Consider the following 21,959-nt stretch of genomic DNA (forward strand, 5'->3'; position numbering starts at 1 on the left):
CTCCCGAACCGCGAGCCCGCCGCAGCTCCGGCGTCCGCCGAACCGCGAGCCCGCCGCAGGCTCCCGAGCACGCGCGGAGGGCGGGTCCGGCGAACCGGACCCGCCCTCGACGTGGAGCCTCAGTGCGCGCCGGCGCCGACCACCACGAACTCGCCGGGCACGACGTCGAGCTTCTGCGAGGCGACGACCTCGCCGGTGTGCAGATCGACGGCGTGGATGCTGTTCACCGCGGGTTCCGTGACGTAGGCGAGATCCCCGACGACCCGCAGGGCCGGGTGCGGCTGCTGCCACTCCTCCGGGCTCTCCCACGGCTCGATGACGCTCCACGAGTCCTGCACGGCCCCGGTCTCCTCGAGCGTGTAGAGCGAGCCGTCCGCACTCAGCACGACGATCCCGTCGTGGGAGTCGCGTCCGACGCCGAGCCAGGTGTACTCGACGCCCTCGGGGAGGTCGACGACCTCGAGCGTCTGCGCGGCGGTGTCGATGAGGGTGAGCGCGGAGAGCAGGTAGCCCTCGGCATCCGGATCGGTCCTGTAGTCGCCGACGGCGATCGCGCTGGTGTCGGTGACGTAGGCGTTGCCGGTGCGGCCGAACTCGTCGGGGGCGTCGAGCTTGGTGAAGGCGCCGCCGGAGAAGAGGAGCACGCCGTCCTCGCAGCCGAACATGACGACCTCGTCCTTCAGCGCGCCTTCGCCGTGCACGCCGGGGCACTGCTCGCTCCGTGCGAGCTCGGTACCGTCGGCGGAGAGGTGGCGGACGCCCGAGCGCGACTCGGCGGTGCCGATGGTCGACAGCACCGTGCCGTCGGAGAGCTCGATCGCGACGCCGTGATGCGCCTCCTCGGAGGCGAGCTCGTCGTACTCCGGCAGCTCGCCGGTGCCGACGGCATCCGTGTCGAAGATCCGCACGCCGCCGGTGCCGTCATCGAAGAGGGCGGTGCGTCCTGCGTGCGGGGTGACGTGCCCCGGTGCCACGGCGTCGAACACCTCCCCCGTGAAGGCGACCTCCCCGGAGGCGAGGCCGGTGTCGAGGAGGTGGAAGCCGCCGTCGGCGGTGACGAACACGTGGCCACTGTCATCGCCGGCGCTGTTGACGCGGAGGTAGCCGTCGAGCTCGGCCTCGCCGACGGGTTCGAGGGTCTCGCCGTCGAGCACGAGGACGCCGCCGTCGTAGGCGATCGCGACCCGAGTGCCGCTCTCGGCCGGGGGTTCGCCTGCGGTGTCGGGGGCGGATGAGGGCGCGGTGCCGCTCGCGCAGCCGGCGAGCGTGACCGCGGCGACGGCGGCGAGCGCGCCGGCCGCGAGGCGGGTTCGGGCAGGTCGGAACATGTCGTTCTCTCTTTCTTCTGGGTGCTGTTCTCGGAGGAGGTCAGCCGACGAGCTCGAGGGCTCGGGGCTGGAGGCCGGTGAAGGTGCGGGTCACGGATCCGCCGTCGAGGTCGATCTCGTGCACGGCGCCGGCCGACGGGTCGCCGACGTAGGCGTGGTCGCCGTCGACGAGCAGCTGCAGGTCTTCGGCCGCGACGGATTCGGCGACGAGCGGATCGGTGCGTGCGAGCACGGAGCCGTCCGCCCCGAGGATGCGGACCCGCCCTTCGGCGTCGACGACGACCGTGCGCGAGGCGTCGTCGCCCACGGCCGCGACGCGGACGAGCGGCACGTCCGAGGGCAGCAGGGTCCAGGTGCGCGCGCGGACGTCGAGCAGCCAGGCGGCCTGGTCGCCGGCGGGCCCGGCGAGGTCGGGACGATCGGGGCGGCCTGCGAGCACGGACGCCGCCGGCGCCCCCTCCGGATACGGGATGCTCTCGGCGCCGACCGCTCCGCCCACCTCGCGGCGCACGAGCACGGCGCCCTCGGCGCAGGCGTACACTGTGCCGACGCGGGTCGCGTCGACGTCGGACGCTGCGGCGCACGGGACCGCGGCGAGAGCGGGAACCGCGATGCCCTCGGCCGTCGCGGCGACGAGGGTCCCGGCGACGGACACGACGGGCCCGACGGCCTCGGCGGCGACGCGGGTCGCGGCATGCGCCCCCGCCTTCGCGAGCTCCTCGTGCGGGAGAACGACGACCTCGGGGTCGCCGTCGAAGCGGATCACGGTGGCGTCCGCGCCGACGCCGACCGTCGCACGCCCGGCGCCCTGGACGGCTCCGAGATCGCGGGGTGCACCGAGGAAGTAGTGGGAGTGGTCGCCGTGCGGCTGCGTCCAGCGGCCCGCGTCGACGATGTCGACCGTGCTCTCTCCACCGCGCTCGCGGGTGAGCAGAAGGAACCGGCCGGTGCCGTCGAGAGCGGCGAACTCGCCGCCCGCCTCGGCGATGATGCTGCGCTTCTCGGTGGCGAGGTCGAGGAGGGTGAGCTCGCCCCGCGCGTCGGCGACGACCAGCGCCCGTGCGGGCTCGGCGACCTCGGCGGCGCCGGCAGCGCCCTCAGGAGTCACCGTGTCGGGGGTCACCGCGTCGGGGGCCGGGTCCGAGGTGGCCTGCGGGTGGGCGGATGCCGCGCAGCCGGCGAGCACGAGGGGCACGAGCAGCGCCGCGACGAGGAGCAGGGCGGGGCGGAGGCTTCGAGCGGGAGTCACAGGACGCCACTCTATTGATAACGATTCTCACTATCAAGTTGGCCGCGTGTCTCCCGTCCCGAACGGTCACGCCGGTCCCGAACGTCGCACCCCCGGCGTAGGGTCGGGGCATGAGCAGTCGCGCAGCATCCCACGGAATCATCCCCTCCTACCTGCTGGCGCGCCTCGCGGAGTCCGGGCGGTTCCCGGGTGCCGCGGCCGCCGCACGGCAGACGCTGACCGCAGGCCGCCCGCCGTTCCGGGCCCGCCTCGACCTCTCCATCGACGAGAACGGCGACCTCGTCGCCTCGGTGTCGGACGCGCCGAACCGCACCATCAGCGACGCCGGCAACACCCAGAAGCTCCCCGGCGTCGTCGTGCGCAGCGAGGACGACGGGCCGGTGGCGGATGCCGCGGTGAACGAGGCCTTCGACGGTCTCGGCGCGACCTTCGAGATGCTCCTGTCGTCGTTCGGCCGCAACTCCCTCGACGACGCGGGCGCGCCCCTCGACGCCACGGTGCACTACGGCGTCGACTACGACAACGCCTTCTGGGACGGCGAGCGCATGGTATTCGGCGACGGGGACGGCGAGGTGTTCCGCGGCTTCACCGGGTCGACCACGGTCATCGGCCACGAACTCGCGCACGGCGTGGTGCAGCACACCGCAGGGCTGGAGTACCAGGGCCAGCCAGGAGCCCTCAACGAATCGATCGCCGACGTGCTCGGCGCTCTCACCGAGCAGCACCTGCTCGGGCAGTCGGCCGCCGGGGCCAGCTGGCTGATCGGCGCCGAGATCTTCACGGATGCCGTGCAGGGCAAGGCGCTCCGGTCGATGATCGAGCCGGGCACCGCCTATGACGACGACGAGCTCGGCAAGGACCCGCAGCCGGCGCACATGCGCGACTTCGTCCGCACCACGGAGGACAACGGCGGGGTGCACATCAACTCCGGCATCCCGAACCGCGCCTTCGCGCTCTTCGCGACCGAGCTCGGCGGCAACGCCTGGGAGACGGCGGGCACCGTCTGGTACCGCGCACTGACCGGCGGACTCTCGAGCACCGCCACGTTCACGCAGTTCGCGGATGCGACGGTGGCGGCGGCATCCGCTCTCGGCGAGCGCACGGCGGCAAGCGCTCGACGCGCGTGGACGACCGTGGGAGTCTATGAGGATGAGCGAGTCCCCTCCTCAGAGTGATCGCCCCGCCCGCAACGCGGCGCGCGTCGTCATCGCGGTGGTGCGCACGGGCGGCATCGCCGGCATCCGTCGACGATGGCGGGTCGAGCCCGGCCCCGAGGAGGCGGGACAGTGGATCTCGCTGATCGAGAGCTGCCCGTGGGACGCGCAGACGCCGGACACGACCGGCGCCGACCGCTTCGTGTGGAGCATCCGCGTGCGCACGCCGTCTGAGCGTCGCGAGCAGGAGCTGCCGGACAACGCCCTCGACGGCCCGTGGCGCGAACTCGTCGACGCGGTGCGCGCGGCCGCCTCGGAGGACGGCGCCTGAGCCGCCGGCCCGGCGCACAATGGAGCCATGGGACTATTCCAGCAGCGCCCCGAGGAAGAAGAGAAGCAGTGGGCGGGCCTGCCCTCGGAACCGCGGGAGCACGGCGCCGCCGAGGTGCTCGACGCCGCGCCCGCCGTCGATCCACTGAGCCTCGGCTTCGGCTTCGGTGACGGCATCGTCGAGTCGATCGCGTTCCCGGTCGCTCCGCCGCCGCCCGCGGCCGTGGTCATCGAGACCGGGGAGCCGGAGCTGCCCGAGGACTGAGTCCCCGGCGCTCGAATCGCCTGAATGACCCCTTCGCCACGGTTCTCACCGCCATTCGCGCGATTCGAACGGGCCCCCGGCGACGGATGCTGTCGCCGGCCCGGGCTACGGTGGAGGGATGACGATCACCGCCGCCGCAGACGGCTCCGCCCTGGGCAACCCCGGCCCGAACGGGTGGGCCTGGTACATCGACGACGCGAACTGGGCGGCGGGCGGATCCCCGCACGGCACGAACAACCAGGGCGAGCTGCAGGCCGTGCTCGAGCTCCTCAGGGCGACCGCCGGCACCGACGAGAAGCTGCTCATCGAGTGCGACAGCAAGTACGTGATCGACTCTGTGACGAAGTGGATGCCGGGCTGGAAGCGCAGGGGCTGGCGCAAGGCCGACGGCGCCCCGGTGCTCAACCGCGAGCTGCTCGAGGGCATCGACGAGGCGATGCGCGGCCGGCAGGTCGAGTTCTCCTGGGTGAAGGGCCACGCCGGTCACCCCCTGAACGAGGCCGCCGACGAGCGTGCGAACGCCGCGGCGACCGCGTACAAGCAGAAGCAGGAGCCGCGCCGCGGTCCCGGGTTCACCCGGGCGACGGATGCCGGCGCCGCAGTCGCGGGTTCGGCAGCGGTCGCAGCAGGAGCGGGAAGCGGTTCGCCCGGCGCGAGCTCGGCAGGAGCGGGCACGGCCGGAGCCGGTTTCGCCGCGGTCGCGACGGGCGCGGATGACGCCTGGCTCGACCCCGCCGAGGACGATTCCTGGATCGACGACGCCGAGGCCCGCGCGGAGGCCGACCGCGACTCCGCGGTGGCTGCGGCCGCGGCATCCGCCCCCTCCCCTGCAGCCGCGGCGTCTCTCGCCGAGCCGCTCTGGGCCGAGGCATCCGACCTGTTCGAGGGTCTCGACGACGAGCCCGCCGACGACCCGATCGAGCTGCGGATCACGCTCAGCGGCGAGGAGCACGCCCGCCTCGCCGACCGCGCCCAGGCGCAGGGCGTCACGCTCGAGGAGGCGCTGCGGCGCCTGATCTGAGAGGCGCCCCGAGGCACCCCGGAGAGCAGACCCTCAGACGAGGTGCTCCGGCCGGGCGCCGAGCCCGACGAAGCGGCCGGTGAGGTGCGCGAGTGCCGGGTGGCGCCGCATCGTCCGCAGCGGCCTCGGCAGCGGCGCATCCGAGGGGCTCGTCGCCAGCAGCGGACGCTGCATGGCGCGCTGCACCGCCTGAGTCACGACGACCGGCCACATCCGCCGCCGCTGCACCCGGCGCAGGTCGGCGGGTCGCGGATTCCGTTTCCGCAGCACCGGACCGAGGATGCGCGCCGTGGCGACGGCGTCCTGGATGGCGAGGTTGATGCCGACGCCGCCCGCCGGTGACATGGCATGCGCGGCGTCGCCGATGCAGAGCATCCCGTCGACGTACCAGCGGCGCAGCCGCTCCAGGCGCACGCGCAGGAGGTGCACGCCGTCGAGCTGCACGTCGGCCGCGGCGGCGCCGATCCGCGGCGAGATGCGGAGGAGTCGCTGCTTCATCCGCGCCAGGTCGTCGGGCGTGCCCGTCCAGCTTCCCGCGGGGATGACGTGCGCGATCTGGAAGAAGTCGTCGCGGTCGATGGCGATGATCATCCCCGCTCCGGCCTGGACGAACGGATGCGTTTCACCCGCCTGCTTCGGCAGCCGGAACCACAGCACGTCCATCGCCGCGGCCACGCCGACCGGGGCGAGGCCGGCTCCCCCTCGCAGGGTCGAGTCGCGCCCGGAGGCGTCGACCACGAGGCGCGCGCGGATCTCGGCCCGGCCCTCGGGTCCCGTGGCCGTGACGCCGACGATGCGCCCGCTCTCGCGGATCACGTCGTCGACCCTGGTGGAGCGCAGGAGGCGGAAGCCGTCGTAGCGCGCGGCGGCGTCGGCGAGCATGTCGAGGAAGTCCCACTGCGGCATGAAGCTCATCACCTTGCGCCGGGTGGGGAGCCGGCGGAAGTCGGCCATGGTCAGCACGGTGCCGTGCCAGCTCAGAGTGATCCGCGGCATGTCCGCGTGCGGGCGTGCGAGGAACTCATCGAGCAGTCCGAGTTCTCCGAGCAGCTCCTGCGTCGACGGATGGATCGTGTCGCCCCGGAAGTCGCGCAGGAAGTCCGCGTGCTTCTCGAGGACCGCCACGTCCAGGCCCCGGCGGGCCAGCAGCAGGCCGAGCATCAGACCGGCAGGACCCCCGCCGGCGATCACCACATCGGTCTCGATTCGCGTGTCCATGCCTCGAGCGTGCCCGGCCCGGCCCCAGGATGCGAGTGTGGTCAATAAGAGACGAGGGCGACCGCGCGGCGGGTCGACGGCGCGACAGCGCCTGCTGGATGCCGCGCAGGAGCACTTCGACCGCGGCGACCTGGCCACGATCTCCTCGAGGGAGCTCGCTGCAGAGGTGGGCGTCAGTCACACCCTGGTCAATTATCATTTCGGCTCCAGGGAGGCGCTGGTCGCAGCGGCCGTCAGCCTGAGGGCGGCGCCGCACGACGTGATCGCCCTGTCGCGCGATCGCGACGGCCGGCTCGACCTGGCGCGGCTCGCGCACGGCATCATCGGCGTCTGGGAGCATCCGGAGCACGGACCGCGGCTGGCCGAGTTCGCCCGCCGCCTGGCATCCGGCGACGCGTCGGGAGCGTCCATCGCCGAGTACCTGCAGCACTCGGTGTTCCAGCCGCTCGTGCGGGACGTGGGCCGCGATCAGGCGCGTCGCATGGCGACTGCGATCATCGGATTCCTCTTCGGCCGGTATGTGATCGCCCTGCCGATGTTCACCGTGCTGACGCGCGAGGAGGCGGGCCGGCTGCTCCTCGGCATGCTGCGGTGAGCGGCGGCATCCGGCGCCCCGGATCGGGGCGATCGCGTGCAGACGTCCGATCATACAGACCACGGGATGCCGCCCCATCACGCTTCTTGTGACCCCTGGACTACAGGTCTAGTGTGTGCTCCATGAGCGCCAGATCAACCCGAGACGGCCGCGCCCTTCGCTACGCGACTGACCACGCCCCCCGCACGATCCGCCACCGGATCGACACGGCTTCCGCCGCACCCGCTCCCGCCCGTCGGGCCATCCGTCTTCTCGCCCTCTTCCTCGTCGCCGCCGGCCTCGCCGTCGGCGCCGCTCCCGCCTACGCCGCACCCGGAGGGAACGGCGGCGGTGGCGGCGGCAAGCCCGCGAACGTGGCCTACGCCGCACTCGGCGACTCCTTCGCAGCCGGCCAGGGCGCCGGCAGCTACCTGAACACGACCTGCTATGTGAGCTCGAAGGGGTACCCCGCACTCATCGACGCCGACCGGAAGATCGATCTCGTCTCACGTCCCGCCTGTTCCGGCAGCTCCACGCTCGAGGTCGTCTCGGTCCAAGTGCCGCAGGTGCCGGCGACGGCCAGCCGGGTCACGCTGACCGCGGGCGGCAACGACGTCGGCTTCGGCGCAGTCATGCAGAACTGCTTCATCATCGTGAACAACTCGGCCTGCAGCCAGGCGATCGCCGCCGGCGACGCGATGGTGCAGGACGGCACCGTCACGAACCGCATCGCCGCGGCGGTGAACGCGATCAGGGCGAAGGCGCCGAACGCGAAGATCATCGTGACCGGGTATCCGCGTCTGTTCGAGCCGACCGTCACGCGGGCGTACGCGCAGCAGGTGAACACCAGCACGACCGCGCTGAACGCGGCGATCCGCGCCGGTGCGCAGTCGGCCGGAGCGGTGTTCGTCGACGTCGAGGGCGCGTTCACCGGCCACGGCATCGGCAGCGCGAGCCCGTGGATCAACGACTGGAGCTGGCTCAACACCTCCGCCGGCTTCCACCCGAACGCCAGCGGCTACGTCGCCTACTCTGGGCAGATCAAGCTCGCCTGGTGAGCGGACGCCGGGGCCACGGTCAGCCGACTCGGCACCCTTCCGTCCGCTGCCGCGCCCGAGGCGCCGTGCCGCGCACCGCGCTCGGAACCCCGTTCATGACTCCTCAAGGATCTGCCCGACACGGCGGAAACCGGCCGATTCCCGAAGGAACCGGCCGGTCTCTGCGGAGTGGTGAACGCTCAGACCTTGAGCAGCGTGCTCTCCAGGCGGGCGTACGACGCCTCCATGCCCTCGGCCATGCCGGTGGCGAGGATCATGTCGCGCGTCTCCTTGTCCGGGTACTCGATGAGCAGCGTGACGAGGGTCGCACCGTCCTCCTCGTAGAGGTTGAGGTCGTTGAGGGTCTCCGGGCCGTCGGTGCCGATCATCCGCTCGGTGGTCACCGCGCGACGCGGGGCGTCAACGAGGAGCACCTCGCCCTCGAAGCCGAACGGCTCGCCTTCGGTGTCGCCCACGGGCGCCCACGAGGTGCGGTGCTGCTGGCCCGGCTCGGTGGCGATGACGCACTCGGTCATCTCCCATCCGTCAGGCCCGAGCATCCACTGCCGCATCAGCTCCTCCTCGTTGTAGGCGCGCCAGACCAGGTCGCGCGGACCGTCGACGAGGCGCGTGATGCGCACGTGGGTGTCGTCGAGCAGCTCGACCTGAGTGCCCTTGCCCTGCGCGAACTCGCGGAGGTCCTGCAACACGACGTCCAGCTGGGCCATCGCCATCTTCAGGCCCTCGACCATGCCCATGCCGACGAGCTGCTCGAGCGCCTCGACCGAAGGGAAATAGCTCTTCGAGACCATCCGGCTGCCGTCGGCGGTCGGCTCGAAGTCGAACGTCATCCGGGTGGCGGGGAAGCCCTCGAGCGGTGTGCCGTCCTCATCGGCGAAGGAGTCGATGACCTCGAAGCGGTGCGGTGCCTCGATCGCGAGGAACTCCCACGAGCCCGAGGAGCGCTCGCCCCGCGGACCGCTCATGGAGTACTGCGCTCGGCCGCCGACCGTGTGGTCCCAGGCGGTGAAGGTGGCCGGCCACCCGGGAGGGCCCCAGAACCGCTCGAGCTGGCGCGGGTCGCTGTAGGCCGACCAGACGCGCTCGACGGGTGCCGCGAAGTCGGCGATGACCGTCATGGTCAGGTTCTCGGGGTCGGTGATGACGTCGGTGACAGGCATGTCAGTCTCCTTGTTCCTTCGGTTCGTCGTGCTGCTGGGTGGATGCCGGCTCTGCCAGCAGGTCGTCGAGGCGGGCGATGCGCGACCGCCACAGCTCTTCGTATCGGGCGAGGAGCGCCCTGGCGCGGGCGATCATCTCGGGGTTCGCGCGGACGAGCCGCTCGCGTCCCTCGGCGCGCTTGATGATGAGGTTCGCGGCTTCGAGCACGGCCACGTGCTTCTGCACCGCTGCGAACGACATCTCGTATTCGGAGGCGAGGGTCGAGACGGACTGCTCCCGCTCGATCGTCCGGCGCAGGATGTCACGCCGGGTCGCCGTCGCCAGTGCGTGGAACACACGGTCGACCTCCGCTTCGCTCAGTTCTCGTTGTGCAACCATTTGGTTGTACGTTATGCCCGAGCGGATGCCGTGTCAAGAGGTACTTGTCGGGAGTGCGGTGACGTGACGCTTGGCAGCCTTAGGTGACACCGGCAACGGTTTGGAAGTGGCCTCGTGTCACCAACTCCCCGACCACTTCGGCCCTGTCGCCACCGACACGCCCGGAAGGATTTGCATCGCGGAACCTTTCGGAAGGCCGATTCTCCTCGTATATGAGCATCGCCCGACCGGCACACGCGCTTGCGCGTGGAAGCGCGGTCAAAGCAGGGCTGGGTCTTGGCCGATTCGCGACGCGGAACCTCGACTTCCTCTCCGCGCCCCGTCACGACCGCTGCATGCTTATACAATGGTCTATACAAGACTTTCGACGCCGAAGGAGGATCCGTGGCCGTCACATCCATCGACATCGACCCGGACGAGCTGAAGCAGGCCAAGAAGCTCGCCGGCACCACCTCCAACCGCGAGACCGTGGACCTTGCCTTGCGCACACTCATCGCTGTGCGCCGACAGCCGGCTGCAGTTGATCGCATCATCGGACGCCGCTTCGAGGATTCCCAGATCGATGCGCCCACGGTTCAGCCGGCTGAGAGCGCAGAACCCCGCAACAGCGGTCCCCGTGGAAAGAGCGGCGGGCAGGCGAAGGGCACGGTCGCGAAGAAGAAGAGCTCTGTCCAGGGCAAGACCGTTGTTCGTGAGTCGCGCACTGGACAGGTCACGACGGCGGCGCGTCGTAAGAGCTCGACCCGGTGACCACGTACCTCGTCGACAACAGCATCTGGCAGAAAGCGGGCAGGAGCACGGCGATCGCCGACCGGCTGAGAGCTCTTTCGCCCAACCACCTCATCATCACCTGCCCGCCGCAGGTGCTCGAGTACTGCCACTCCGCGCGCAACGCCGCAGAGTATGCCGAGCTCCGCGAGGACATGGATGAGCTGCTTCCGGCCTGGGAGCACCCCACTGAACAAGACGCCCTAGACATCCAGCAGGCGCTCTGGGACAAGGGGCTCATGCGCGCGGCGGCAGCGTTCGACTGTCTCATTGCTGCGTACGCCGTGGCCAACGACGCCGTGATCCTCAACTCCGACCACGACTTCGGATACATCGAACTCGCAACCGCGGGGCGGGTCCGCCAGGAGTACGTCGCCATCTGATCGACGCCGTCGGGAGCGAAGCGCCTTCCCAGTTCTGGTGAGGCTGGTTACGATCGCACACGAACGGAGGCGTGATGAAGTTTCTCATTCTCGGGTATACCCCGGCCGACGCGTGGGATGGCACCGACCCCGACGCGCCATCGGAGGACGCCCTGGCGGCGTTCGCCGAGTATCAGAAGTTCGAGGCGGAGTTGCGTGCCACCGGAGAGTTCGTCAGTGCTGAGGGGCTGGGACACCCGGTCATGTCGACCACGGTGAGCAGGCGCGACGGGGAGATCGTCGTCACCGACGGGCCGTTCGCGGAGTTGAAGGAGGTGCTCGCCTCCTTCGCGGTGCTCGATGTGTCGAGCCTCGACCGCGCCAAAGAGATCGTGGCGCAGATGGTCGCCGTCCTCGGCGAGCCGATGGAGATCCGGCCGATCATGGGCGACGACTTCGCTTGACCTCTCCACTGGAGCCGATCGAGCGGGTGCTGCGTGCAGAGGCGCCGCATGTCGTGGGTGCGCTCACGCGCCGTTTCGGTCGCTTCGACGCCGCCGAGGACGCCGCTCAGGAAGCGCTGCTGGCCGCGAGCACGCAGTGGCGCGATGACGGCATCCCTGCCGAGCCGCGATCGTGGCTGATCCGTGTCGGATATCGCCGCATGGTCGACGCGATCCGCTCCGAGCAGGCGGAGCGACGACGTGAGCACGAGTACACGCTCGCCGACCCGAGACTCATCGGAGAGACCGCATCGCTGGACGCCGACGACAGCCTGCACCTGCTGCTGCTGTGCTGCCATCCCGTGCTGTCGACCGCCTCGCAGGTCGCCCTCACGCTCCGCGCCGCGGGCGGCCTCACCACCGCGGAGATCGCCCGCGCCTACGGTGTCACGGAACAGACGATGGCGGTGCGGATCAGCAGAGCGAAGCGTCAGCTGAAGGCGACCGGTGCACGCTTCGAGTTCGCCGTCTCCGAGGATCTCACCGCGCGCATCGCCTCCGTCATGAAAGTGCTCTATCTCGTCTTCAACGAGGGGTATACCGCCTCGTCCGGGGAGCGGCTCACCCGCACGGATCTGTCCGCGGAAGCCATCCGGCTCGCCCGGCTGCTGCACGATCAGACATCGGGCGAGCCTGAGCCCGCCGGCCTGCTTGCGCTCCTGTTGCTCACGGACGCCCGGCGCGCGGCCCGGACCGACGCCCGCGGAGAGCTCGTGCCGCTCGCGGAACAGGATCGCCGGCTCTGGGATGCCGGCATGATCGCGGAGGGGTCTGCGCTCATCGGGTCCGCGTGGGCGCAGAGTCCCGTGGGGCCCTACCGGCTGCAGGCGGCGATCGCCGCCCTTCATGACGAAGCGCCGACCGCCGACCGCACGGACTGGCGGCAGATCGCCGCGCTCTATCTCGCCCTGGAGCAGCTTGAGCCGAGCGGCCCGGTCATGCTCGCCCGCGTCGTCGCCGTCGCTCATGCGTTCGGCGATGCGACCGCGCTGGAGCTGCTCGACCGATTGGATCGCGATCATGGCCTGCTGGAACATCCGCTGACGACGCAGCGCGCGCATGCGATCCGCGCGCACCTGCGGGATCGGTCGGGAAGCCGTGCCGAGGCGCGCGCCGACTTCCTCGCCGCTGCGGACCTCACGGAGAACGATGTCGAGGCTCGGTATCTCCAGGGGCGCGCTCACGGCTGACGAACTCCGCCGGGATTCTTTCGCCGCACATGTCAAGAACGCGTCGCCGGTTCCGATGTGTCTGTGAAAGCTGCCCGATGGGCGGCGCTGACACAGAGGAACACACCATGAACGACCAGCAGAACGCCACGGTCATCTCCGCCGACGGCACTCCCATCGCCTACGAGAGGACCGGCGAAGGACCGGTGATCATTGTCATCAGCAACGTCGCCGAGGATCGCACCGGCGTCGCCGGCCTCGTCGAGGCCCTCGCCGCGGACTTCACCGTAGTCTCGTACGACCGCCGCGGACGCGGCGCCAGCGGCGACCCGCAGCCGTACGAGCCGGCGCGCGAGGTCGACGACGTCGCCGCGCTCATCGAGGCGGTCGGCGCGCCCGTCTACCTCACCAGCGGATCCGGCGGATGCGGTCTCGCCCTCGACGCCGCATCCGCTCTCGGTGACAGGATCGCCGGACTCTACCTCTACGAGCCGCCTTTCATCGTCGACGACTCCCGCGCACCCGCTCCGGCGGACTACGTGAAGCACCAGGAGGAACTCCTCGCCGCAGGACGTCGTGATGACGCCGTCGAGTACTTCATGACAGAGATGATCGGCGTCCCCGCCGAGTACATCCCGATGATGAAGGATGACCCGTCCTGGCAGGAGATGACCCGATACGCGCACACCTACGCCTATGACGGCCGGATCATGCAGGGCCTCCAGGACGGCCGCCCGCTGCCTGCCGACCGGTGGCAGATCGACGCTCCCGTCACCGTGGCGGTCGGCAGCGAGGGGGAAACGTTCATCCGCGCAGGGGCCGAGGCCCTCGCCGCCCTCCTGCCCCACGTCACCGTGCTGACCCTCGAGGGACAGGATCATTCCGCGTTCTGGATGGCGCCGGGTCCGGTGGCCGCTCAACTTCGAGAGGCTCTGCTCGACGCGCGAGGGGACTCGTCGACCGGCGTCGACGAAGCATCCGAGAATCCGGCGCCCAGCCCCGGCATGGCCGCGCTCGAGCGGCTGATCGGTGAATGGACGGTCACCGGCGGAGCCGAGGGGGTCGTCCGGTACGAATGGATGCCCGGCCGCCACTTCCTCCTGCAGCACGTCGAGCTCCAGCAGTTCGGAGAGCAGATCACCGGCCTCGAGGTCATCGGGCATCTGCATCCGTTCGGGGAACCCGCAGGCGCCGACATCGTGTCGCGTTTTTACGACTCGCTCGGCAACACCCTCGACTACACCTACGAGCTCGACGGCGACACCCTCACGATCTGGGGCGGGCCGAAGGGCAGCCCCGCGTACTTCCGCGGAGAGTTCCGAGACGGCGACCGCGTCATGGACGGCGCCTGGGTCTACCCCGGCGGAGGAGGCTACGACTCCACAATGACCCGACGTTGAAGGGGTCAGGCGAAGCGCCGGCCGGGAACCTGCTTCTCGACCGGCGCTTCGCCGGTATGTCCGGCCGCGCGCAACCGCAACGGTTCGCTGCGTGTGTGCATCGTTCGAAGAGTCGCGCACGCCGTGGTCCACCGCCTTCCGGCGAAGGTCGCGATCGACGCTCGGTATGAGAAACTGCGACCCTCCCGGAGGCGCACAACACACTGGCTCAGGAGGCTGTCCCCGGCAAGGCGATGAGGGTCAGTGAAGTCGTCTGGCTACTTCCGCGTCCTTTCAGGTTCGCAACCGGTCAGGCTGTCATGCTCGCGAACTCGGGGTTGCGGACTGACTCGAGCGCTTCAGACCAGGCGATGACCTGGTCGAAGAGGGTGTTCAGGAAGCCGACCTGGTAGTCGCCGGGGGCGAAGGTGCGGAAGTTCTCGAACTCGGTCATGAGCGAGAGCGTCAGCGTCTGGCGCACGGTGGCCACCTGGAGCTCGGCGAGCACCAGCCGCAGGTGTTCGATCGCGCGGGCGCCGCCGACGCCACCGTATCCGACGAAGGCCGCGGCCTTGTTGTTCCACTCGGCATGCAGGTAGTCGATCGCGTTCTTGAGCACGCCGGAGGTGGAATGGTTGTACTCCGGGGTGACGAAGACGTACCCGTCGAACTCGGCGATCTTCTCGGACCACGCGCGGGTGTGGTCGTTCTGATACTGGCCCGTCGACGGCGGCATCGGTTCGTCGAGGTGCGGCAGCGGGAAGTCGGCGAGGTCGACGAGCTCGAACTCTGCGTCGTCGCGTTGCGAGGCCTGTTGCAGAACCCAGTCCGCGACCTGCTTGCCGTTGCGGCCGGGGCGGGTGCTGCCGAGGATGATGGCGATCTTGGTCATGTCGTTTCTTTCTTTCGTCACTTGGATCAGCGGTGAGGAACAGGGATCAATGGAATGTGAGGGGAAGCATGCGATCGGACGCTGCGGGTGAGATCACCGCCCTCAGTCCGTCGGCGGGCAGATCGGCCCCGAACGCCGGATGTCCTGGCTGCAGCACCACCCCGTCGGCGAGGGAACCTGCGAGCACGGGATCGAAGCCGAGCCGGTCGACGAACGCCGAGACCTGCGCGAGGTCGGCGTCTCGGTCGCCGGCGATCGCGATCGCCTTGCGGCCGGCGACGCCGGCGGGACGGGCTTCCTCCTCGAGATCGTGATACCCCATGTGGTTCAGGGCTTTCACCACCCGGGCCCCTGCGAGGAACTCCTGCACGACTTCGCTCGTCGAGGTGCGCGGGTCGTTCAGGTCGTCGCGGATGCCGTCGGTCTCCCACCAGTAGTTCATGGCGTCGATGACGAGCTTGCCCTGCAGCTCCGCCGCAGGGAGACGGCGGTACTTGCCCAAGGGGAGCGCCAGGATCACGATGTCGGCGTCGCGCGCCGCCTCCTCCGCCCGGACGGCGGTCGCGCCCGGTGCGAGCACATCGATCGTCAGGGCGATCCGCTCCGGCTCTCCCGAGCCGGCGATCAGCACCCGGTGCCCCGCCGCGATGGCGAGGCGGGCGAGGACGGTGCCGACCTTCCCGGCGCCCAGGATGCCGATGGTGACGGTGTTCACGGTGGTCTCCTTCCTCAGCGCCGGAACGATGCGCCGGTCATGGTCTTCTCGGGGGTCTCGGCGAGCAGTTCGCGGACCATGGGGATGACCCTGGTGCCGTAGAGCTCGACAGCGCGCAGCCGCGCGCTCGCCGACATCGCACCGCCGGCGGAGTAGATGAGATCGAAGCGCCCGACATCCAGCGCGCGGATCGCGTCGGCCATCCTCCTGCCGACGGTCTCGGGGGAGCCGACGTAGAGCGATCCGTACTCGACGTCCGCCTCGAACTCGCCGCGCTGCAGTGGCGGCCAGCCGCGCAACGCGCCGATGCGATCGCGGATCACCTTATAGCCGGGGTAGAAGAGCTCCTTCGCCTCGTCGTCGGTCTCGGCGATGAACCCCGGAGAGTGCATGCCGACCGGGTACGCGGACGTGCCCAGCTGCGCCGTCGCCCTGCGATACAGATCCACGTACGGAGCGAAGCGCGTCGGGGCGCCGCCGATGATCGCCAGCATGAGCCGGAATCCATAGTGCGCAGTGCGCAGCACCGACTGCGGGGTGCCGCCGACGCCGACCCAGGTGCGCAGCCCGCCGGCATCCGTCTTGGGGAAGACGTCGGCGTTCACCAGCGGAGCGCGAGTCGTGCCCTCCCAGGTGACCGGCTTCTCGTCGAGCAGCGCGTGGAAGAGGTCGATCTTCTCCTCGAACAGCAGGTCGTAGTCGGCCAGGTCGTAGCCGAACAGCGGGAACGACTCGGTGAACGATCCGCGACCGAGGATCACCTCCGCGCGGCCCGATGAGAGGGCGTCCACCGTGGCGAACCGCTGGAAGACCCGCACCGGGTCATCTGACGACAGCACGGTCACGCCGGAGCCGAGTCGGATGCGCTCGGTGGCTGTGGCGATCCCGGCCAGCACGGTTTCGGGCGTGGAGATCGCGAACTCGGGGCGATGGTGCTCGCCGTTCGCGATGGCGTCGATGCCCACGTCGTCGGCCAGCACCGCCTCATCGACGGTGGCCCGGATCGCCTGCCCATAGGACATCACGGCGCCGTGGTCGTCGCGCGGCAGGTCGCCGAAGGTGTCGATGCCGAATTCGATTTCGGTGCGGTCGTTCATCAAGGTGCTCCTCGGTCCGTTCTCACGTGCGGTGTTCAGGCGTGGGCGGCCTTGCCGCCCTTGACGATCTCTGCGGTGTCGCGCCCGGTCAGGTACCAGTCGCCGGGGTCCTCGGCGAGCAGTTCCCGCACGCGCGGTGCGACGCGCTCACCGAACAGGCGGATGCTCTTCTCCCGCGCCTGGCGGGGAAGGTGCAGCACGTCGTACTTCAGGTCGAAGCGGGCCAGATGATTGGTCCGCACGATGCCGGCGATCTTCTGCGCGACGGTCTCGGGTGACCCGACGTAGAGCGCGCCGGTGTCGACCTCCTCGGCGTAGCGCTCCGCGGTGGGCGGGTAGAAGCCGCGCTCCTTGCTCACGGCTTCGACGACCGGCTGCCAGTGCTTCCAGTGCACGTTCTTCGCCTCGTCGTCGGTGTCCGCCACGAAGCCCAGCGAGTGCTGACCGACAGGGAGCTCCGGATGACCGAATTGCGCCAGTGCGCGCAGATACAGCTCCACATGTCCGGCGAAGCGCTGCGGCCGCCCGCCGATGATGGCCATCATCAACGGCATTCCGTGCCTGGCCGCCCTGACGACCGAATCGGGGCTGCCGCCGATGCCGATCCAGGCGGGGATGCCGCCTTCCGGCATCCGCGGGCGCAGGCGCGCATTGTCGAGCGGTGCGCGGTACCTGCCAGACCAGGTGACCCGATCCTCGCGCATCAATCGCAAGAACAGGTCCAGCTTCTCCTCGAAGATCTCCTCATAATCGGCGATGTCGTAGCCGAAGAGCGGGAACGACTCGATCGCCGAGGCTCTCCCCAGCACGAGCTGGGCACGACCGCCGGAGAGTCCGTCAACCGTCGCGAACTGCTGGTACAGCCGCACCGGATCCTGCGTCGAGAGCACGGTCACCGAAGTGCCCAGACGGATCGTCGAGGTCGCCTGCGCCGCGGCGGCGAGGATCACCGGGGTCGCGGAGTCGACCATGTCCTCGCGGTAGTGTTCGCCGATGCTGAAGACGTCGAGGCCGACGGATTCGGCCAGCTGCGCCTCGTCGATGAGCAGTCGCAGCGTCTCGGAATCCGAGAACACCCGTCCATGATCGGTGGCGATGTCTCCGAACGAGTTCAGCCCCAGCTCCAGTTCGTGCGACGACTTCGACATGATCGCGGCCCCTCCCGTCACCGGTCCCTCCGGATTGACGTGTCAATTACCTATGAACGCTAGCATTGATGTATCAATTCCCGGGAGCGAAAATGGACCATGAGCACCGCCGCACGATGCCCACACGTGAGCAGCTGCGCATCTGGCGGGAGTACATCGAGACGGCGGAGACGCTGCGCACACGGCTGACCGGCCGACTGCAGAGTGAGTCGTCGCTCTCACCGGGCGACTACCAGGTGCTGCTCGCCCTCACCGAGGCCGATCAGCACAAGATGCGTTCGTCGGAGCTGGCGACCCACATCGGGTGGGAACGCAGCAGGCTGTCACACCATCTCGGCCGGATGGAGAGGCGTGAACTGATCCAGCGTGTCGCCTGCGCCGACGACGTGCACGGCATCGACGTGATCGCGACCGACTCCGGGCGCGAGGCGTTCCGTGCCGGATCCGTGCCCCACCTGCGCGCCGTGCGCGAACTGTTCGTCGACGCGCTGACCCCGGAGCAGTTCGCCGAGGTGGACGACGTGACGACATCGCTGCGCAGGCACCTCGGCCTCGAGCCCTGACCACATCGGAACAGTCCTGAAGGAGTGAGCATGCAGGAGACGACATCGGGCGGACGCGCAGACGGCATCCGCGAATACGTGGCCGACGGCATCGTCGTGACTTGGGAGGCGTCGCGCTGCCAGCACGCCGCGGAGTGCGTGCGCGGCCTGCCCCGTGTCTTCGACCGCGACCGGCGCCCCTGGATCGACCCGACGGGCGCGAGCATCGACGAGACCGTCACCGTCATCGACCGCTGCCCCAGTTTCGCCCTCGGCTACCGCACGCATGACGGACGCGGTCGCACCGCACCGGCGGTCGCCGAGAAAGGCGGGCCGCAGCGCGCAAGCTCGCGGTCGGCTGGCTGAGCGATCTCATCCCCGAAGCGGCCCCGCCGACAGCCGCTTCGGCTGAGGGCCGTGGAGGGCGAAGTGCCCGCCACCTCACGGTGACGGGCACTTCCTCATCAGCGGCGGAGCTCAGCCGAGACGGTTCAGCCTCAGGGTGGCGGTGGCGCTGTGCGCGGCCATGCCCTCCGAGTCGGAGATCACCTGCACGGCGTTCGCGAGCTGCGGCGTGGCCTCGCGGCTGACGCGCTGGTACGTCAGCGGCTTCAGGAAGCGCGACACCGAGAGGCCTGCGCTGTGCTTCGCTCCGCCAGCGGTCGGCAGCACGTGGTTCGTGCCGGCCATGCCCTTGTCGGAGTACGCCACCGTGCTCCACGGCCCGATGAAGAGCGAGCCGTAGTTCCGAAGGTTCTCGTGGTACCACTCGTCATCGGCCGTGAGCAGCTCGAGGTGCTCCGGGGCGAGGTCGTCCATGAGGGCAGCGGCTGTCTCGCGGTCCTTCGCGACGGTCACCACGCCGTAGTCGCGCCAGGCCGGACCCGCGATCGAGGCGGTCGCGAGATTCTCCAGCTGACGGTCGATCGCGGCGATCACAGCTTTGCCGTGCTCTTCGGACGTCGTCACGAGCGCAGCGGGGGAGTTGGGGCCGTGCTCGGCCTGCCCGAGCAGATCGGCCGCGACGAGCTCCGGGTCGGCGGTCTCGTCCGAGATGACGGCGACTTCACTGGGGCCGGCGAGCAGGTCGATCGCGACCGTGCCGAAGAGCTGACGCTTGGCCTCGGCGACGAACGCGTTTCCTGCCCCGACGAGCATGTCGACGGGCAGTTCGCCGAGCAGACCGTACGCCATGGCGGCGAGGGCCTGGACGCCGCCGATGACGAACACTCGATCGACGCCGGAGAGGTGCGCGGCGTAGACGACGGCGTCGTTCGCGCCGCCGTCAGGCTGCGGCGGAGTGCACGCGATCACGGTGGGAACGCCGGCGGCCTTCGCGACGCCGACCGTCATGAAGGCGCTCGCGGTGAGGGGGAAACGGCCGGCGGGGAGGTAGGCGCCCACGCGCGAGACCGGGATGTACCTGGCGCCGGTGACGAGCCCGGGAACCAGCTCGGTCTCGAAGTCGGAGAGGTGAGCTCGCTGCGCGCGGGCGAACGCCTGGGTCCGCTCGGCGCCGAGCTCGATGGCCGCACGGAGGTCGGGATCGAGGCGGTCGCCACTGGTCGCGATCTGCTCGGCGGTGAGCTCGATGTCGGCACCCTGATAGTTGTCGAGCTTGCGCGCGTAGTCGAGCACGGCGTCGAGACCGCGCTCGCGGATGTCGGCGAGCATGCTCGTCACAGTCTCGATCACGGCCGGGTCCCGCTGGGCCGCCGGGGCGTCGATGAGCGGGGTCTTGAGGTGGTGGAAGGCGCCGTCGAGGCGGGCGAGAACAGGTGAGGAGTAACGCATGCAGGAAGGCTAAGTCGCGGGCTAGCATCCGACAACCCTGGTGATCCGTTGCTGACCATCGGGTTTACCATTAGCTGTGACGATCACGCAGCTCACCGCCTTCCTCGCCGCGCTCGAGCACGGCTCGTTCACGGCCGCGGCGTCGAGCCTGGCGATGACGCAGGCCTCCGTCTCCGAGCTCGTCGCCCGCCTCGAGCGCGAGCTCGGCGTGCCGCTCTTCACCCGCGGCTCCCGACGCCTGGTGCCCACGGAGGCGGCGCTCGAACTCCGCCCCCACGCGACCCAGGCCGTCAGCGCCGTGCAGAACGGCATCGACACGATCCAGGCGCTGACCTCCCTCGAGGGCGGCACCTGCACGTTCGGCGTGCTGCGCAACGCCGCCTATTACGCTCTGGCCGATCTCGCCGAGACGTTCCACCACCGGCATCCGAACGTCCGGCTGCGCCTGGTGGGCATCAACTCCGCTCTCGTCGCGCGCTCGATCGCCCGCGGGGAGCTCGAGGCCGGCCTGCTCGTGCTCCCCGTCGACGAGGAGGGCCTGGAGGTGCGTCCGCTGTTCCGCGACGAGGTCCTCTACGCGTCGGCCATCCGGCCGGCAGATGGTGGGGCCGTGACGATCCAGGAGGCGGCGGCGGCGAAGCTCGTGCTGTACGACGCCTTCGCCGGATGGGACGATCCCACGCGCAGGCAGCTGCTCGAGCGCGCGCGCCTGCGCGGGCTCACGATCGAGCCGGCCGTCGAGGTCGAGAACGTCGAGACGGCACTCGACCTGGTTGCCGCCGGCACCGCCGACACGATCGTGTCCAGGTCGATCGCGGAAGCCGAGGGGTTCCCCGACGGCATCCGCACCTTCCCCTTCGCCGAGCCGATGCACGACACGATCGCGCTCGTGCAGCGCGAGGGCATGCTCCTGTCACCGTCCACGCGGAGGCTGGCGGAGCTGGCGGAGCGGATGCTGCGCGAGCGGATCCCGGAGCATCAGGGCCGCATCCCGCTCAGCTGAGCATTCAGTACAGGTCGGCCCGGCGGTCCGCGAAGAGGTCGTTGTGCGGCGGCAGCGACTTCTCGCGCGCGGCACCGAGCGAGAGGACAGCGGTGGCGCCCGTGACGGCGCGGAACGCGACGATCCACCCCTGCTCGTCGATGATCGCGGTCCCGTCCGTCCAGTCCACTCCGCGCTCCGCGCCGCAGCGGTCGGCGATCACGACGGGGAGCCGCGATGAGCGCGCGGCCGCCATCGCCTGGATCAGTTCTGGCGCGTGCTCACCCTCGGGCCGCGGCACCAGCGGCCAGTTGACCGGCAGGGCCAGGACGTCCGCTCCGGCCAGCGCCAGCCGACGCGGAACCTCGGGGAACTCGTTGTCGTAGCAGAGCGCGACGCCGAGCCGGCCGAACGGGGCGTCGACGACGATCCCGGCCTCGGAGCCGCTCTCGAACACGAGCTTCTCCGCACCCCAGAGGTGGGATTTCCGGTAATCGGCGAGCCTCTCGTCACTGGTCAGCACCGCCGCCGTGTTGTAGAGGCGCTCCCCCGCCGTCTCGGCGTAGCCGACGACGACCACGGTCCCCTCGGGGATCACCTCCCGCACGGCATCCCACCGCGGATCGTCGCGCGTCAGCGCCAGCCTCTCCGCCTCGGCGCGGTCCTCGAACACGTAGCCGCTCGTGGCGAGCTCGGGGAGCACGATCAGGCGCGCGCCCCGACCCGCCGCCACGGCGATCGCCTCGCGGATGCGGCCGAGGTTGGCGTCGAGCTCCCCGATCACGACCTCGGGCGACATCGCCGCGACGCGCAGTTCGCCGGAGTCCGACATGTCCCTCGCTCCCTCCTCGGAGGCGCCGGGTACGAGAGCC

At 70.1% G+C, this 21,959-nt stretch carries 25 protein-coding genes; 14 read left to right on the plus strand and 11 right to left on the minus strand.

The window, feature by feature from the left end; genetic code table 11:
- Positions 1–119: 119 nt before the first annotated feature.
- Positions 120–1,328, minus strand: coding sequence for a hypothetical protein (locus G6G98_RS12345; RefSeq protein ID WP_164234146.1), 1,209 nt, complete (start codon positions 1,326–1,328; stop codon positions 120–122).
- A gap of 40 nt (positions 1,329–1,368) precedes the next feature.
- Complete coding sequence (locus G6G98_RS12350; RefSeq protein ID WP_164234145.1) at positions 1,369–2,577, minus strand: hypothetical protein; 1,209 nt, start codon at positions 2,575–2,577, stop codon at positions 1,369–1,371.
- A 110-nt stretch (positions 2,578–2,687) separates the two neighbouring features.
- Here G6G98_RS12350 and G6G98_RS12355 point away from each other — a divergent pair, with 110 nt between their 5' ends.
- The 4 genes from G6G98_RS12355 (at position 2,688) to G6G98_RS12370 (ending at position 5,347) form a co-directional block, all read left to right on the plus strand.
- A complete protein-coding gene (locus G6G98_RS12355) occupies positions 2,688–3,752 on the plus strand; it encodes a M4 family metallopeptidase (protein ID WP_067356433.1) in 1,065 nt (354 codons plus the stop codon).
- Positions 3,727–4,062, plus strand: a complete 336-nt coding sequence (locus tag G6G98_RS12360) for a protealysin inhibitor emfourin (protein WP_067356437.1) — start codon at positions 3,727–3,729, stop codon at positions 4,060–4,062. The genes G6G98_RS12355 and G6G98_RS12360 overlap by 26 nt, the downstream gene beginning before the upstream one ends.
- A 27-nt stretch (positions 4,063–4,089) precedes the next feature.
- Positions 4,090–4,326 (plus strand): hypothetical protein, encoded by a 237-nt coding sequence (locus G6G98_RS12365; protein ID WP_164234144.1) that lies wholly within the window; start codon positions 4,090–4,092, stop codon positions 4,324–4,326.
- A 118-nt stretch (positions 4,327–4,444) separates the two neighbouring features.
- Entirely contained in the window at positions 4,445–5,347 is a 903-nt protein-coding gene (locus tag G6G98_RS12370; protein WP_164234143.1) for a ribonuclease H family protein, read from the plus strand.
- Positions 5,348–5,380: 33 nt separating this feature from the next.
- Here G6G98_RS12370 and G6G98_RS12375 read toward each other — a convergent pair whose 3' ends face one another.
- Positions 5,381–6,565, minus strand: a complete 1,185-nt coding sequence (locus G6G98_RS12375; protein WP_164234142.1) for an FAD-dependent oxidoreductase — start codon at positions 6,563–6,565, stop codon at positions 5,381–5,383.
- Between the two features lie 37 nt (positions 6,566–6,602).
- Between G6G98_RS12375 and G6G98_RS12380 the strand changes: the two genes are divergently transcribed.
- Together G6G98_RS12380 and G6G98_RS12385 are read left to right on the plus strand one after the other, a co-directional pair.
- Positions 6,603–7,160 carry a TetR/AcrR family transcriptional regulator gene (locus G6G98_RS12380; RefSeq protein ID WP_164234141.1) on the plus strand — a complete coding sequence of 186 codons (558 nt, stop codon included), beginning with the start codon at positions 6,603–6,605 and terminating at the stop codon, positions 7,158–7,160.
- 122 nt (positions 7,161–7,282) lie between these two features.
- A complete protein-coding gene (locus G6G98_RS12385) occupies positions 7,283–8,197 on the plus strand; it encodes an SGNH/GDSL hydrolase family protein (RefSeq protein ID WP_067356454.1) in 915 nt (304 codons plus the stop codon).
- A 179-nt stretch (positions 8,198–8,376) separates the two neighbouring features.
- Here G6G98_RS12385 and G6G98_RS12390 read toward each other — a convergent pair whose 3' ends face one another.
- A complete protein-coding gene (locus G6G98_RS12390) occupies positions 8,377–9,357 on the minus strand; it encodes an SRPBCC family protein (RefSeq protein WP_067356459.1) in 981 nt (326 codons plus the stop codon).
- A gap of 1 nt (position 9,358) precedes the next feature.
- Positions 9,359–9,736, minus strand: a complete 378-nt coding sequence (locus G6G98_RS12395; RefSeq protein ID WP_067356463.1) for an ArsR/SmtB family transcription factor — start codon at positions 9,734–9,736, stop codon at positions 9,359–9,361.
- 384 nt (positions 9,737–10,120) lie between these two features.
- On the opposite strand from G6G98_RS12395, the gene G6G98_RS12400 reads away from it, so the two are divergent.
- From G6G98_RS12400 to G6G98_RS17070, 5 genes are all read left to right on the plus strand, one after another.
- Complete coding sequence (locus G6G98_RS12400; protein WP_164234140.1) at positions 10,121–10,486, plus strand: type II toxin-antitoxin system VapB family antitoxin; 366 nt, start codon at positions 10,121–10,123, stop codon at positions 10,484–10,486.
- A complete protein-coding gene (locus G6G98_RS12405) occupies positions 10,483–10,887 on the plus strand; it encodes a PIN domain nuclease (protein WP_164234139.1) in 405 nt (134 codons plus the stop codon). Before G6G98_RS12400 ends, G6G98_RS12405 begins: the two co-directional genes overlap by 4 nt.
- Before the next feature lie 74 nt (positions 10,888–10,961).
- Positions 10,962–11,330 carry a YciI family protein gene (locus tag G6G98_RS12410; RefSeq protein WP_164234138.1) on the plus strand — a complete coding sequence of 123 codons (369 nt, stop codon included), beginning with the start codon at positions 10,962–10,964 and terminating at the stop codon, positions 11,328–11,330.
- Positions 11,327–12,559 (plus strand): RNA polymerase sigma factor, encoded by a 1,233-nt coding sequence (locus tag G6G98_RS12415; RefSeq protein ID WP_164234137.1) that lies wholly within the window; start codon positions 11,327–11,329, stop codon positions 12,557–12,559. Before G6G98_RS12410 ends, G6G98_RS12415 begins: the two co-directional genes overlap by 4 nt.
- Positions 12,560–12,666: 107 nt before the next feature.
- Positions 12,667–13,938: an alpha/beta fold hydrolase gene (locus tag G6G98_RS17070; RefSeq protein ID WP_208321486.1), complete on the plus strand. Its 1,272-nt coding sequence runs from the start codon at positions 12,667–12,669 to the stop codon at positions 13,936–13,938.
- Between the two features lie 289 nt (positions 13,939–14,227).
- Here the strand turns inward: G6G98_RS17070 and G6G98_RS12430 are convergent, their stop codons facing one another.
- From G6G98_RS12430 to G6G98_RS12445, 4 genes are read right to left on the minus strand one after another with little or no spacing between them, the layout of a single operon-like run.
- Positions 14,228–14,809: an NADPH-dependent FMN reductase gene (locus G6G98_RS12430; protein ID WP_164234136.1), complete on the minus strand. Its 582-nt coding sequence runs from the start codon at positions 14,807–14,809 to the stop codon at positions 14,228–14,230.
- A gap of 46 nt (positions 14,810–14,855) precedes the next feature.
- A complete protein-coding gene (locus tag G6G98_RS12435) occupies positions 14,856–15,524 on the minus strand; it encodes an NADPH-dependent F420 reductase (RefSeq protein ID WP_164234135.1) in 669 nt (222 codons plus the stop codon).
- 14 nt (positions 15,525–15,538) lie between these two features.
- Positions 15,539–16,621, minus strand: coding sequence for an LLM class flavin-dependent oxidoreductase (locus G6G98_RS12440; RefSeq protein WP_164234134.1), 1,083 nt, complete (start codon positions 16,619–16,621; stop codon positions 15,539–15,541).
- A gap of 35 nt (positions 16,622–16,656) precedes the next feature.
- Complete coding sequence (locus G6G98_RS12445; RefSeq protein WP_164234133.1) at positions 16,657–17,769, minus strand: LLM class flavin-dependent oxidoreductase; 1,113 nt, start codon at positions 17,767–17,769, stop codon at positions 16,657–16,659.
- 116 nt (positions 17,770–17,885) lie between these two features.
- On the opposite strand from G6G98_RS12445, the gene G6G98_RS12450 reads away from it, so the two are divergent.
- Together G6G98_RS12450 and G6G98_RS12455 are read left to right on the plus strand one after the other, a co-directional pair.
- Complete coding sequence (locus G6G98_RS12450) at positions 17,886–18,332, plus strand: MarR family winged helix-turn-helix transcriptional regulator (protein WP_243842118.1); 447 nt, start codon at positions 17,886–17,888, stop codon at positions 18,330–18,332.
- A 30-nt stretch (positions 18,333–18,362) separates the two neighbouring features.
- Positions 18,363–18,677 (plus strand): (4Fe-4S)-binding protein, encoded by a 315-nt coding sequence (locus G6G98_RS12455; RefSeq protein WP_164234131.1) that lies wholly within the window; start codon positions 18,363–18,365, stop codon positions 18,675–18,677.
- 111 nt (positions 18,678–18,788) lie between these two features.
- Here the strand turns inward: G6G98_RS12455 and hisD are convergent, their stop codons facing one another.
- Entirely contained in the window at positions 18,789–20,105 is a 1,317-nt protein-coding gene (hisD, locus tag G6G98_RS12460) for a histidinol dehydrogenase (RefSeq protein ID WP_067356465.1), read from the minus strand.
- Between the two features lie 76 nt (positions 20,106–20,181).
- Between hisD and G6G98_RS12465 the strand changes: the two genes are divergently transcribed.
- Entirely contained in the window at positions 20,182–21,108 is a 927-nt protein-coding gene (locus tag G6G98_RS12465; RefSeq protein ID WP_164234130.1) for a LysR family transcriptional regulator, read from the plus strand.
- A gap of 4 nt (positions 21,109–21,112) precedes the next feature.
- On the opposite strand, the gene G6G98_RS12470 is transcribed toward G6G98_RS12465, so the two are convergent.
- The gene (locus G6G98_RS12470; protein ID WP_164234129.1) at positions 21,113–21,919 is read right to left on the minus strand and encodes a nitrilase-related carbon-nitrogen hydrolase; all 807 of its coding nucleotides are present in this window, start codon (positions 21,917–21,919) and stop codon (positions 21,113–21,115) included.
- Positions 21,920–21,959 lie beyond the last annotated feature (40 nt).

This window comes from Microbacterium hydrocarbonoxydans, from assembly GCF_011752045.1.
In the GTDB taxonomy this organism is placed as follows: domain Bacteria; phylum Actinomycetota; class Actinomycetes; order Actinomycetales; family Microbacteriaceae; genus Microbacterium.

Coding starts and splice junctions, on each gene's coding strand:
- G6G98_RS12345 (WP_164234146.1), bottom strand. CDS start 1,328: ATGTTCCGACCTGCCCGAACCCGCCTCGCGGCCGGCGCGCTCGCCGCC.
- G6G98_RS12355 (WP_067356433.1), top strand. CDS start 2,688: ATGAGCAGTCGCGCAGCATCCCACGGAATCATCCCCTCCTACCTGCTG.
- G6G98_RS12360 (WP_067356437.1), top strand. CDS start 3,727: ATGAGCGAGTCCCCTCCTCAGAGTGATCGCCCCGCCCGCAACGCGGCG.
- G6G98_RS12365 (WP_164234144.1), top strand. CDS start 4,090: ATGGGACTATTCCAGCAGCGCCCCGAGGAAGAAGAGAAGCAGTGGGCG.
- G6G98_RS12370 (WP_164234143.1), top strand. CDS start 4,445: ATGACGATCACCGCCGCCGCAGACGGCTCCGCCCTGGGCAACCCCGGC.
- G6G98_RS12375 (WP_164234142.1), bottom strand. CDS start 6,565: ATGGACACGCGAATCGAGACCGATGTGGTGATCGCCGGCGGGGGTCCT.
- G6G98_RS12385 (WP_067356454.1), top strand. CDS start 7,283: ATGAGCGCCAGATCAACCCGAGACGGCCGCGCCCTTCGCTACGCGACT.
- G6G98_RS12390 (WP_067356459.1), bottom strand. CDS start 9,357: ATGCCTGTCACCGACGTCATCACCGACCCCGAGAACCTGACCATGACG.
- G6G98_RS12395 (WP_067356463.1), bottom strand. CDS start 9,736: ATGGTTGCACAACGAGAACTGAGCGAAGCGGAGGTCGACCGTGTGTTC.
- G6G98_RS12410 (WP_164234138.1), top strand. CDS start 10,962: ATGAAGTTTCTCATTCTCGGGTATACCCCGGCCGACGCGTGGGATGGC.
- G6G98_RS17070 (WP_208321486.1), top strand. CDS start 12,667: ATGAACGACCAGCAGAACGCCACGGTCATCTCCGCCGACGGCACTCCC.
- G6G98_RS12430 (WP_164234136.1), bottom strand. CDS start 14,809: ATGACCAAGATCGCCATCATCCTCGGCAGCACCCGCCCCGGCCGCAAC.
- G6G98_RS12440 (WP_164234134.1), bottom strand. CDS start 16,621: ATGAACGACCGCACCGAAATCGAATTCGGCATCGACACCTTCGGCGAC.
- G6G98_RS12445 (WP_164234133.1), bottom strand. CDS start 17,769: ATGTCGAAGTCGTCGCACGAACTGGAGCTGGGGCTGAACTCGTTCGGA.
- G6G98_RS12450 (WP_243842118.1), top strand. CDS start 17,886: ATGCCCACACGTGAGCAGCTGCGCATCTGGCGGGAGTACATCGAGACG.
- G6G98_RS12455 (WP_164234131.1), top strand. CDS start 18,363: ATGCAGGAGACGACATCGGGCGGACGCGCAGACGGCATCCGCGAATAC.
- hisD (WP_067356465.1), bottom strand. CDS start 20,105: ATGCGTTACTCCTCACCTGTTCTCGCCCGCCTCGACGGCGCCTTCCAC.
- G6G98_RS12470 (WP_164234129.1), bottom strand. CDS start 21,919: ATGTCGGACTCCGGCGAACTGCGCGTCGCGGCGATGTCGCCCGAGGTC.